General features: G+C 69.4%; 11 protein-coding genes. 6 read left to right on the top strand and 5 right to left on the bottom strand.

Features of this window, described 5'->3' with window-relative positions:
- Nucleotides 1–86: 86 nt before the first annotated feature.
- A complete protein-coding gene (locus QH470_RS01985) occupies nt 87–440 on the bottom strand; it encodes a HesB/IscA family protein (RefSeq protein WP_280270501.1) in 354 nt (117 codons plus the stop codon).
- 299 nt (nt 441–739) lie between these two features.
- Here QH470_RS01985 and QH470_RS01980 point away from each other — a divergent pair, with 299 nt between their 5' ends.
- Entirely contained in the window at nt 740–1,426 is a 687-nt protein-coding gene (locus QH470_RS01980) for a DUF3043 domain-containing protein (protein WP_280270500.1), read from the top strand.
- Between the two features lie 76 nt (nt 1,427–1,502).
- Here the strand turns inward: QH470_RS01980 and QH470_RS01975 are convergent, their stop codons facing one another.
- Complete coding sequence (locus QH470_RS01975; protein ID WP_280270499.1) at nt 1,503–1,679, bottom strand: hypothetical protein; 177 nt, start codon at nt 1,677–1,679, stop codon at nt 1,503–1,505.
- 86 nt (nt 1,680–1,765) lie between these two features.
- On the opposite strand from QH470_RS01975, the gene QH470_RS01970 reads away from it, so the two are divergent.
- The 3 genes from QH470_RS01970 to QH470_RS01960 all read left to right on the top strand — a co-directional run bounded on the left by QH470_RS01970 (nt 1,766) and on the right by QH470_RS01960 (nt 5,854).
- On the top strand, nt 1,766–2,722 hold the full coding sequence (locus tag QH470_RS01970) for a helix-turn-helix domain-containing protein (RefSeq protein WP_280270498.1): 957 nt from the start codon (nt 1,766–1,768) through the stop codon (nt 2,720–2,722).
- Nucleotides 2,723–3,030: 308 nt separating this feature from the next.
- Nucleotides 3,031–4,914, top strand: coding sequence for a nicotinate-nucleotide--dimethylbenzimidazole phosphoribosyltransferase (gene cobT / locus QH470_RS01965; protein WP_425302575.1), 1,884 nt, complete (start codon nt 3,031–3,033; stop codon nt 4,912–4,914).
- A 193-nt stretch (nt 4,915–5,107) separates the two neighbouring features.
- Nucleotides 5,108–5,854, top strand: a complete 747-nt coding sequence (locus QH470_RS01960) for an adenosylcobinamide-GDP ribazoletransferase (RefSeq protein ID WP_280270497.1) — start codon at nt 5,108–5,110, stop codon at nt 5,852–5,854.
- Between the two features lie 63 nt (nt 5,855–5,917).
- Here the strand turns inward: QH470_RS01960 and QH470_RS01955 are convergent, their stop codons facing one another.
- The 3 genes from QH470_RS01955 to asnB form a co-directional block, all read right to left on the bottom strand.
- Complete coding sequence (locus QH470_RS01955) at nt 5,918–6,190, bottom strand: DUF2277 domain-containing protein (protein WP_280270496.1); 273 nt, start codon at nt 6,188–6,190, stop codon at nt 5,918–5,920.
- Nucleotides 6,191–6,258: 68 nt separating this feature from the next.
- Nucleotides 6,259–7,164, bottom strand: coding sequence for an ADP-ribosylglycohydrolase family protein (locus QH470_RS01950; protein WP_280270495.1), 906 nt, complete (start codon nt 7,162–7,164; stop codon nt 6,259–6,261).
- 60 nt (nt 7,165–7,224) lie between these two features.
- Nucleotides 7,225–9,150: an asparagine synthase (glutamine-hydrolyzing) gene (gene asnB, locus QH470_RS01945; RefSeq protein ID WP_280270494.1), complete on the bottom strand. Its 1,926-nt coding sequence runs from the start codon at nt 9,148–9,150 to the stop codon at nt 7,225–7,227.
- A 304-nt stretch (nt 9,151–9,454) separates the two neighbouring features.
- Between asnB and ctaC the strand changes: the two genes are divergently transcribed.
- A complete protein-coding gene (gene ctaC, locus QH470_RS01940; RefSeq protein ID WP_280270493.1) occupies nt 9,455–10,543 on the top strand; it encodes an aa3-type cytochrome oxidase subunit II in 1,089 nt (362 codons plus the stop codon).
- Nucleotides 10,544–10,556: 13 nt separating this feature from the next.
- Nucleotides 10,557–10,973 carry a cytochrome c oxidase subunit 4 gene (locus tag QH470_RS01935; RefSeq protein WP_280270492.1) on the top strand — a complete coding sequence of 139 codons (417 nt, stop codon included), beginning with the start codon at nt 10,557–10,559 and terminating at the stop codon, nt 10,971–10,973.
- Nucleotides 10,974–11,031 lie beyond the last annotated feature (58 nt).

Below are 11,031 nucleotides of genomic sequence, written 5' to 3'. Positions count from 1 at the left end.
CGCGGTTTGGGGGCAATTCCATCCCCGGCCGCCGGGCCCCCACACCGGGGTAAACCCCGCGGTTTTCCCGCGCTGAGGAGGCCGACTCAGTTGAAGCTGTCGCCGCAGGCGCAGGAGCCGGTGGCGTTCGGGTTGTCGATGGTGAAACCCTGCTTCTCGATGGTGTCGACGAAGTCGATCGCGGCGCCCTGAACGTAGGGGGCGCTCATCCGGTCGACGGTCAGCTTGACGCCGCCGAACTCGGCGGTGAGGTCACCGTCGAGGGTGCGGTCGTCGAAGAACAGTTGGTAGCGCAGGCCGGCGCAGCCACCCGGCTGCACGGCGATCCGCAGCGCCAGATCGTCACGGCCCTCCTGGTCGAGCAGCGCCTTGGCCTTGGAGGCGGCCGCGTCGGTCAGCGCCACACCGTGAGTGGTGGTGGTCTCGTTCTGCACAGTCATGAAGTCTCCTCGGGACCCGTGTTCAACCCGTGAACAGCGCACGGCTCGGAAGCTGTCAACGCCACTTCGCGGGTGGCTATTCCAATCTTGCCACTCGCGCTCGATGGCGCCCTAGTCCGGATACCCACCCGCACCCCGGCCGTATGCCTGCCGGATGTGGCTGTCCGCTATCGACCGTACTCTTGTCGCGGCCGGAAACGACCGGTTAGCGGGGGATGAACAGTCGACTATGGCACAGGACACAGCAACTCGGCGAACCGGATTTCCAGGGCGATGTGCCATCGAATAGCCTGGTCGGCGTGAAGTTCCTCCGCCGCGGCGATGCCAGCAAGACCGACGACCTCGCCGACGAGACCTCGGCCGACCAGGCCGGCGCGTCCGGCGGCGACTCGGCCACCCCGTCCGAACGGCCGGCCGCCACGGCCACCACCGGCAAGGGGCGGCCCACTCCCAAGCGCCGGGATGCCGAGAACAGACGCCGCGGGCCGGTCGCGCCCGCGCCGATGACCTCGAAGGAAGCCCGCGCCCGTCGCAAGGCCACGCGCGGTACGCGGGCCGATCGCAAGGTGGCCTCGGCCGAGCGCCGCGCTGCCGCCGCCGACCGGCGCGCCCGCATGCTCGCCGGGGAGGACAAGTTCCTGTTGCCGCGCGATCGCGGACCGGTCCGCGCCTATGTGCGGGATCTGGTCGACGCGCGCCGCAATCTGGTCGGTCTGTTCATGCCGCTGGCGCTGGTGCTGATCCTGACCATGTTCCTGACGCCGGCGGTGCAGGCCTACGTCACGCTGGCCATGCTGGTGATGATGGCGTTCATGGTCGGTGAGGGGTTCCTGATCGGCCGCACCATCAACAAGCGGGTGCAGGAGCGGTTCCCCGACGACACCACCTCGTCGTGGTCGCTGGGTTGGTATGCGTTCGTGCGCGCCTCGCAGATCCGCCGCATGCGCGCGCCGAAGCCGCGGGTGAATCCGGGGGACGCGGTCTAGCGCTCCGGCCGAAACGTGGCCGGACTGGACGGTCGAAACGTGCCGGGCTGGACGGTCGCGCGGGTTCCGGTGCGGTTCAGCCGTGTTCGCGCATGGCGGTGATGGCCCGGAGTTCCTGGTCCACGCGCTGGGCGTCGCGATCGTCGACGGTGCTCGAACCCGTTGGCGGCAGGGTGAGTCCGTGGTGCAGAAATACCCGCACGGCCAGGACGATCAGGAGGGCGAAGAGGAAGGTGAGCAGCAAGGTGAGCATGGCAGTAAGTTTTCTACCAACTACTTTCTGCCACCAGTGGCAGTAACGACATTGTTCGTAAATATCCGGCCAAGTAGACTCGTCGGATGCTGTCCAAGGTCGCCGCGGTGCTCAGTGCGAATGTCGCCATGTTCGAATTCGGCGTCGTCTGTGAGGTTTTCGGGCTGGATCGCCGCGACGACGGGTTGCCGCCCTTCGACTTCCGGGTGTGCGGGGCGGAGCCGGGACGATCGCTGAAGTCCAGCACGCCCGGGATCACTCTCACCCCGGAGTACGGCTTGGACGAGTTGCGCGACGCCGACCTGGTCGCGATTCCGGCGTTTCCAGTCGCGCCGGACCACGAATTCGATCCGCGCGTGGTGCGGGCGGTGCGCGAGGCCGCGGACGCGGGGGCGACCGTACTGACCGTGTGCTCGGGCGCCTTTCTCGCCGGGGCGGCCGGGCTGCTGGACGGCCGCAAATGCACCACCCACTGGCGCTACGTCGGGCAGCTCGCCGAACGGTATCCCTCGGCCACCGTCGACCCGGACGTGCTGTTCGTCGACGAAGGCACTCTGATCACCAGCGCCGGCACCGCGGCGGGCATCGACGCCTGCCTGCATCTGGTGCGGCGCGAGCTGGGCAGTGCGGTCGCCAACAAGATCGCCCGACGCATGGTGGTGCCGCCGCAGCGCGACGGCGGACAGCGGCAGTTCATCGAGCAGCCCGTTCCCGAATGCACCACCGACAGCCTGCGCGACACGCTCCTGTGGCTGGCCGAGCACCTCGACCTCCCGCACACGATCGAGGTCCTGGCCGCCCGCTCGGCCATGTCACCGCGCACCTTCGCCCGCCGCTTCGTCGCCGAAACCGGCACCACGCCCGTCAAATGGCTCACCAACCAGCGCGTCCTGCTCGCGAAACACTTCCTGGAAGACACCACCCTCGACCTCGAAACCATCGCGTCCCGTTCCGGTTTCGGCTCCGCCGCCCTCCTCCGCCACCACTTCCAACGCCTCGTCGGCATAGCCCCCACCGACTACCGCCGCCGCTTCGGCGCCTGAGGGTACGGGTGACCCACCCGCTCCGGAAGCGTGTGCGATGCCAGCCGGGCGCGTCGGTGCGGGCGGGCTGAGCATGCACACGACGCCGAATGCGTGGACGTGCGGGAACCCGCCGACGAGTGCGGATACTCGCCGGCCGATTGTGCTGCTGGTCGAGTGCGCGGGCGCCGTAGCCGAGTGTGCGGAAACCGCTGGTCGAATACGCGCATGCTTGCTGGTTGAGTTTGTGGGGGCCGGCTGTCGGGTGTGCGGGTGGGGCAGGGGCGGGCGTGCGGCTATCTGGGCGGGTGGGTTGGTACCGTTCTGGCGTGGTGAAGGATGCTGGGGTGCGGACGCTGGTGCTCGGCGGGGCGCGGTCTGGGAAGTCGGCGTTTGCCGAGGAGCTGGCCGGGCGGGCCGGGGCGGTGCGGTACGTGGCGACGGCCGTGGTGGATCCGTCCGATGCGGACTTCGCCGAACGTGTTGCGGCCCATCGGGTTCGGCGGCCGGGCGTGTGGAACGTGGTCGAGGGTGACCCGGTGGCGCTGCTTGCCGATCCCGCGCCGGTGACGCTCGTCGACGATCTCGGTACCTGGCTGACCGGGCGCATCGATGCGCGGGCGGCCTGGGAACAGCCTCGCGGCACCGTACGTCCCGACATCGACGATCTCGTCGCGGCCGTGACCGGCTACCAGCACCGACTGATCATCGTGAGCCCCGAGGTCGGACTCGGAGTACTCCCCGCGACCCGATCGGGCCGCTTGTTCCAGGACGAACTCGGCGAACTGAACCAGCGCCTGGCAGCGGTCTGCGACGAGGTGTACCTCGTGGTGGCCGGGATCCCGACCAGGATCAAGCCGAACGCGGCCGTCGAAGGCGCGCCCGGTGCCTTGGCGGCCGCGGCCGCCGCAGGTGGTGTCGTAAACGACGCTGCGCCCATCGGCGGCGCGCATTCGGGCGGATCTACCGGCGCGCAAGCCACGTCTTCCGATGAAATGCCCTCCGGGACAACAAATGTCGTGGCCGGAGCCGCGCCTTCGCGGGAAGCGGCGTCCGCGGGCGCGACCGGCTTCGCGGCGGCGGATGCGACGGCCGATGGGGTCGACATGGGGGAGAGGGCGAGCGAGTTCTCAGGTGCGGCACCGGAATTCGGGCCTGTGGTCGCGCCTGATGCGCGGGTACGCGGGCAGGCCGAGGCGCGGCAGTTGGAGTTGACCAAGCCGGGTGGGGCGCTGGGGCGGCTGGAGACGCTGGGGAATTGGGTTGCGGCGTGTCAGGGGGTGTGTCCGCCGCGGCAGTTCCAGCGGGCCCGGGTGGTGGTGTTCGCGGGGGACCATGGTGTTGCGCGGCATGGGGTTTCGGCGTATCCGAGCGAGGTGACCGCGCAGATGGTCGCCAACTTCCTGGCCGGCGGCGCGGCCGTGAACGTCCTGGCGCGGCTGGCGGACGCGACCGTGCGGGTGGTGGACCTCGCCGTCGACGGTGATACCGATCCGTCGGTGTCCACGTACAAGATCCGGCGTTCCTCCGGTCGCATCGACCGCGAGGACGCGCTCACCGAGGCCGAGGTGAACGCCGCCTTGGCGGCGGGGAAAGCGATCGCCGACGAGGAGATCGACGGCGGCGCGGACCTGCTGATCGCCGGCGACATGGGGATCGGAAACACCACTCCCGCAACGGTTCTCATCGCCACGCTCACCGACACCGAGCCGGTGCTGGCGGTCGGCCGCGGCACCGGTATCGACGACGCCGGATGGATGCGCAAGGCCGCCGCCGTGCGCGACGCCATGTGGCGGGCCCGGTCGCACCGCCACGACCCGGCCGCGCTGCTGCGCGTCGCGGGCGGCGCCGACTTGGCCGCCGCCGCGGGCTATCTCGCGCAGGCCGCCGCCCGCCGCACCCCGGTCATCCTGGACGGCGTGGTGATCACCGCCGCCGCTCTGCTCGCCGACATGCTGGCCCCCGGCGCCAAGGCATGGTGGGTCGCGGGACACCGCTCCACCGAACCATCGCATGCCCGAGCCCTCGACCGGCTCGGCCTGGAACCCCTCGTCGACCTGGGTATGCGCCTCGGCGAAGGCTCCGGCGCGCTCACCGCACTGCCGGTCCTCCGCGCCGCCGTCTCCGCCCTCGCGGACATGGCGACATTCGCCGACGCGGGTGTGAGCACTGCCGACGAAACCACCCTCGTCCCTTCCGAACTCACTCCCTGACCATGCGCCTCGAACGGCGGCACCACGCCAGGCCCCGACCTCCGAGTCGGCGCTCTGCGGGCGAGTGGGCGCAGCGGTTGGTGAGTGGAGCGGGGCCGCGGGCGGTGGAGTGTTCGGCGGTGGCGGCGTGGTGCGCTGCGGGTGGGTTGGGATTGCGGGCTGTGGGTGGGTCGACCGCAAGGGTGTGGTGGGGGTGAATTCGGTTCGGTTGGCGGTCTCCTGGTTGACGGTGGTGCCGGTGCGGGGGCCGGAGACGGTGGATCGAGTGGGGGCGGGAAGGGCTATCGGTCTTGCGCCGGTGGTGGGGGCGGTGCTCGGCGCGGGTGTTGCCGGGGTGATGTGGGTGTTGGGTACGGCGGGAATGGGTTTCGGGTTGGCGGGGCTGTTGGGGGTGGGGGCTTTGGCGTTGGCGACGCGGGGGATGCATCTGGATGGGCTGGCCGATACGGCGGACGGGCTCGGGAGTTATGGACCGCCCGAGCGGGCGCGGGAAGTCATGAAGAGTGGCGGGGCGGGACCGTTCGGAGTCGCCGCACTGGTGTTCGCGATCGGGGGACAAGCGCTGGCGTTCGCGGCGCTGGCGGCCGACGACCGCTGGTTCGCGATCGCGCTGGCTGTCGCGACGGGGCGGGTCGCGGTCGTTCTGGCTTGCCGCCGCGGAATCCCGGCCGCGCCGGGCGCCGGATTCGGCAGCTTGGTGGCGGGGACGCAGTCGCTGCCGACGATCGGTCTCTGGACGCTGCTCGCGCTCGGTGCGGGCGTTCTCACCACACCCGGCCATCGCCGGCTCGGAGTGCTCGCCGTAGCCGCGAGTCTCGTTATCGCGTGGATATTCGTCCGACACTGCGTACGCCGCTTCGACGGCCTGAACGGTGACGTCCTCGGCGCGGCCCTGGAGCTGACGGTCACCTGCACCGCAGTCATCGCTTCGTGCGGATAGACCCACGAGCCACCGGGACGCCCCGGCGATCGGACAAGCGGACGTGATTCGGGCGTAGGCGTCCTAGCTGGAGCGAGCCTCGATGCGGGCGCGAACCTCGGGACGGCGCAGCGGTGGGACGGATTTCGGCGGCACCTTGCGCTCAGGCAGGTCGGCGAGCAGACGGATGGTGGCAGCGGCGATATCGGCGACCGCGGCCTCCACCGCCGCCCGATTCGAGGCGGAGACGCTGGACAGGCCAGCGACCTTGCGGACGTACTGCAACGCGGCAGCGTGAATCTCCTCGGGCGTCGCCTCCGGCTCCAGCCCCCGCAGAGCGGTGATGTTTCTACACATGCCCCGAGCGTAGCCCCGAGGTCGGACACGAAGCTTGCCCCGAGTCGACGCCCGTAAAGCCGACCGAGCTACAGCGCCGCCCACGCGGGAAGCGGCTCACGGGCCAGCAGCCACTGCTCCGGTATCCCGCGGACATCCTCGCGACTGCCCGGTCCCGTCCGAGCCGCCACGATGCCGCCGACGATCGCGGCCGTGGTATCCACGTCGCCGCCCGCCTCGACACACGCGGTGACGGCGGCAGGGTAGTCGTCGAGATACGTCGCCGCCGCCCACAGCGTGAACGGCACGGTGTCCTGGGCGCTGACCTGGGCGCCGTTGCCGAGTTCGTAGGCCGCTTCGGCTACCGTCCGGCCCAGCAGCTTCCGTGCCCGGCGAATACCTGCCGCGGTCAGTCCGTCGATCAGATACGGCTCGACCGCGGACAACAATTCGCTTGGCGTACAGCCCGTTTCGCGGGTCGCCGCGGCGTGGCTCGCCGCGACGGCGACCGCCATGGCGCCGACGATCGCCTCGGGATGCCGATGGGTGACCTCGGCGGACAAGGCGGCCTGCGCCGCGGCTCGGTCCGGTTCCCCCGCGAAGTGCGCTCCGAGCGGGGCAACGCGCATCGCGGCCCCGTTTCCCCACGAACCACGACCGTCGAACGCGGAGCCCGCCGCCTCGGCCCACGGCCGTCCGTCCCGGATCTCGTGCAGGACGACGACCGTGCCGCCGCCGTAGCCGCGATAGGGCTCGCAGCGGTCGGCGAAGACGGCCGCCAGCGCGTCGCGGTCGATGTCGCCGCGGTGGCGGATTTCCGAATACACCGAGCAGGCCATCTCGGTGTCGTCGGTCCATGGCCAGGGCGCCTTCGGCGGGCGCCCGGCGAGCAGGTCGGATAGGGAACGGCCGGGCACGAAGAACTGGGCGCCCAATGCGTCACCGACGGAAAGACCGTCGAGGCTGTCGGACGCGCTATCGGAAGTCAGCGGCATACGGAGGTAATAGTGCCGACATTGACCGACCACCGCAAGACGTCCGCCCGCCCGATAGCCCTACAGCCGCACCGGGTACGTCGGCTCCTGGATCTCCGGCTTGATGCGGTTCTCGACGAAGATGCCGTGCCAGATCATGAAGACCAGGAGGGTCCACAGGCGGCGGCTGTGGTCGGAGGCGCCGGTGCGGTGCGCCTCCAGCATCGCCTTGATCGCGGACTTGTCGAGCAGGTGATCGGTTTGGGAATCGGCGATCTGGGCGGCGGCCCAGTCGTGCAGTTCGGGGCCGCGCAGCCAGTGCCGCAGGGGGACCGGGAAGCCCAGCTTGGGGCGGTGCAGCACGTGCGGCGGGACGATCGTCTCCAGCGCCCGGCGCAGCGCGTACTTGGTGGTCTCCTTGGTGAGCTTCTGGTCGAACGGGATCTGCTCGGCGACCCGGAACACCTCGGCGTCCAGGAAGGGGACCCGCAGTTCCAGCGAGTTGGCCATGGTCACCTTGTCGGCCTTGACCAGGATGTCGCCGCGCAGCCAGGTGAACAGGTCCAGGTGCTGCATGCGCGCGACCGGGTCCCAGCCCCGCGACCGCTCGTAGATCGGCGCGGTGACGTCCTGGTGCGTCCACTCCGGGCGGAAATCGCGCAGCACCGCCCGCAACTGGGCGTCGCTGAAACTGCGGGCGTTGCCGTAGTACCGCTCCTCGAGCGGCAGCGAGCCGCGGTGCAGCAGGCTCTTGCCACGGGTGCCGTCCGGAATCCGCTCCGACAACTTGCCCGCCAGCCTGCGCACGCCCCGGGGCAGATACTCGAAAGGCTTGAGCGACAACGGTTCCCGGTAGATCGTGTACCCGCCGAACAGCTCGTCGGAGCCCTCCCCGGACAGCACCACCTTCACGTGCTTGCGGGCCTCCTTGGCCACGAAGTACAGCGGCACCAGCGCCGGGTCGGCGACGGGATCGTCGAGGTACCAGACGATTTCGGGAATCGCCCCCGCGAAGTCCTCCGGGCTCACCGTGCGGATGTAATGCTTCGCCCCGATCGCCTCGGCCGTCTCGGCGGCCACGTCGGCCTCCGAGTACCCCTGGCGCTCGAACGCGGAGGTGAACGTCAGCAGATTCGGGTTGTGCCGGATCGCCAGTGCCGCAATGGCTGTCGAGTCGATGCCGCCGGACAGGAAGGAGCCGACCGTGACATCCGCCCGCATGTGCTTGGCGACCGAATCCTCCAGCACCTCGGCGATCTCGCGATAACGCCGCTCCTCGCTGCCCGCGGCGAACGGACGCACCCGGAACTGGGGCTCGAAATACCGCGTGATCTGCGGCGCCGCATCGGGTTCCAGGGTGGCGTAGCACCCGGACTCCAGGCGGCGGACGTCCTTGTGCAGCGATTCCGGCTCCGGCACGTACTGCAGCACCGTGTAGTGCTCCAGCGCCCGCATATCCAGATCGTCGGAAAGGCCCAGCGCCGGAAGCAGTTCCAGCAGACTCTTCTTCTCACTGGCGTAGGCGGTGCCGTTCGGGCCGGTGGCCAGGAACAGCGGCTTGATGCCGAACGGGTCGCGCGCGAGGACCAGCTGCCGCGTCTCGGTGTCCCAGATCGCGAAGGCGAACATGCCGCGCAGTCGCGCGAACGCGTCGGTGCCCCAGTAGTGGTAGGCCGCGACGATCGCCTCGCCGTCGCCCTCGGTGGTGAACCGCGCGTCGTGCTCCTCGCGCAGCTGCTCGCGCAGTTCCAGGTAGTTGTAGATCTCCCCGTTGAACGCGAGGGCGTAGCGCTCCGGGCTTTCCGGCGGGCCCCAGCGCAGCGGCTGGTGCGAGTGCTCGATGTCGATGATCGACAGCCGATTGAAGCCCAGGATGATGTGTTCGTCGTGCCAGGTACCGCGCTCGTCCGGCCCGCGGTGACGGCCACACTGCAGCGCGTCGTACACCTGCTTCACGATGTCGTCGGTCGCCACGTCAGCTGTCAGAAATCCGAGCAGTCCACACACTGCGTCGAGAACCTCGTTTCCGGGATCGGGTACGGGCAGGAGGAGCGAAACCCAGTCTCCGAGTATGCCGTACCGGGAGCCGGCGTGCTGTCCCGGTCATCGGCCACTTCCCGGTGTGTCGAATGCGACCCGGGCACAACGCGGTACCCGGTTTGGTCTACGCTGCGTAGTACTCGGGAACTCCCGGCCCGGATCGTGCGTTTGTGCCGGTCCGGTTCCGGGCCACCCGAACATGCTGGATACACGCTGTCCGGCCCCACCCGGGCGGCGGCGAGTCGGAGAGACGACCAGGAAGGCGTTGAGCGTGGCGCACAAGGCGAGCGAAGCGATAGGGGCACGACCCGCCCGAGCCGGGCGGGGCCGCATCCTTCGGCGGGCCGGGCTGGCGGTGTCCTTGGGGATCACCGTGCTGCTCGTCTCGGGCTGCTCGATCGACAACCCCGTGCTTCGGTTCGGCTGGCCCACGGGCGTGACCCCGCAGGCGACCCGGATGCGTGAACTGTGGACCTGGTCCGTGATCGCCGCCCTGGCGATGGGTGTCCTGGTGTGGGGCCTCACCTTCTGGACCGTGGCCTTCCACCGCAAGAAGTCGAGTTCCCCGGAGTTCCCGCGGCAGACCGGCTACAACGTGCCCTTGGAACTCACCTACACGGCGATCCCGTTCGTGATCATCGCGGTGCTGTTCTACTTCACCGTGGTCGTGCAGAACTACGTGCACGAGAAGGTGGAGAATCCGGACGTCGTGGTCGACGTGACCGCGTTCCAGTGGAACTGGAAGTTCGGCTACCAGAAGGCGACGCTGTCCGGCGGCCAGGTCTACGACGGTGTCGACGCCAACCGCCAGGCGCTGAACGAGGAGATCGTCGAGGAGTACAAGGAGCGCAAGGTCGACGGCCACGCGCAGCCGGGCCCGAACAACGGCCTGCCCGCCAACGACATCTCCTACCTGCACTACGACAAGGTCGAGACGATCGGCTCCACCAACGAGATCCCGGTGCTGGTGCTGCCCACCAACCGGGTCGTGGAGTTCCAGCTCGCCGCGGCCGACGTCATCCACTCGTTCTGGGTGCCGGAGTTCCTGTTCAAGCGCGACGTGATGCCGAACCCGGAGCAGAACCACTCCGACAACACCTTCCAGATCACCAAGATCGAGAAGGAGGGCGCCTTCGTCGGCCGGTGCGCCGAGATGTGCGGTACTTTCCACTCGATGATGAACTTCGAGGTCCGGGCCGTCTCCCCGGACAAGTTCGAGCGCTACCTGCAGGCGCGGGAGAAGGGCGCGACCAACGCCGACGCGCTGGCGAGCATCGGTGAGTCGCCGGTGGCCGTGACGACGCACCCGTTCGACAGCAGCCGCACCGCGCGCGAAGCCGCCCAGGCCGAGAGCAAGTGAGGAAAGAACTGACATGAAGGTCGAAGCACGCATCTTCGAGCTGCTCACGGTGTTCTTCATCATCGTGGCGATCGTCTACGCCTTCTTCACCGCGCAGTCGCGCACCGGCGTCGAATGGGCCGGCACCACCGCGATCGTGCTGACCGCGGGCCTGACCCTGATCGTGGGCACCTACTTCCGCTTCGTGGCCCGCCGCCTGGATCTGCGGCCGGAGGACTACGAGGACGCCGAGATCGTGGACGGCGCCGGTGACCTGGGCTTCTTCTCGCCCGGTAGCTTCTGGCCCATCCTGATCGCCGCGGCCGCCTCGGTGACCGCGATCGGTTTCGCGTTCTTCCAGTTCTGGCTGATCGGTATCGGGGTGGTCTGCGTCCTGGTCGCGGTGGGCGGACTGGTCTTCGAGTACCACCTGGGTCCGGAGAAGCACTAGGCGACAACAGCACGGCGCCCCCCGGGGGTATTAGGCCCGGGGGGCGGGGGGGTGGGGG

The sequence above is a fragment of the Nocardia wallacei genome (assembly GCF_029868745.1).
Lineage (GTDB): Bacteria > Actinomycetota > Actinomycetes > Mycobacteriales > Mycobacteriaceae > Nocardia > Nocardia wallacei_B.
Note: the sequence above shows the minus strand (reverse complement) of the source record. Positions and strands in the feature narration are given on the sequence as shown.

What these genes read in the sequence shown, in the direction of transcription:
- QH470_RS01985 (WP_280270501.1), bottom strand. Translation starts at nt 440, where the DNA reads ATGACTGTGCAGAACGAGACCACCACCACTCACGGTGTGGCGCTGACC.
- QH470_RS01975 (WP_280270499.1), bottom strand. Translation starts at nt 1,679, where the DNA reads ATGCTCACCTTGCTGCTCACCTTCCTCTTCGCCCTCCTGATCGTCCTG.
- QH470_RS01970 (WP_280270498.1), top strand. Translation starts at nt 1,766, where the DNA reads ATGCTGTCCAAGGTCGCCGCGGTGCTCAGTGCGAATGTCGCCATGTTC.
- QH470_RS01955 (WP_280270496.1), bottom strand. Translation starts at nt 6,190, where the DNA reads ATGTGTAGAAACATCACCGCTCTGCGGGGGCTGGAGCCGGAGGCGACG.
- QH470_RS01950 (WP_280270495.1), bottom strand. Translation starts at nt 7,164, where the DNA reads ATGCCGCTGACTTCCGATAGCGCGTCCGACAGCCTCGACGGTCTTTCC.
- QH470_RS01935 (WP_280270492.1), top strand. Translation starts at nt 10,557, where the DNA reads ATGAAGGTCGAAGCACGCATCTTCGAGCTGCTCACGGTGTTCTTCATC.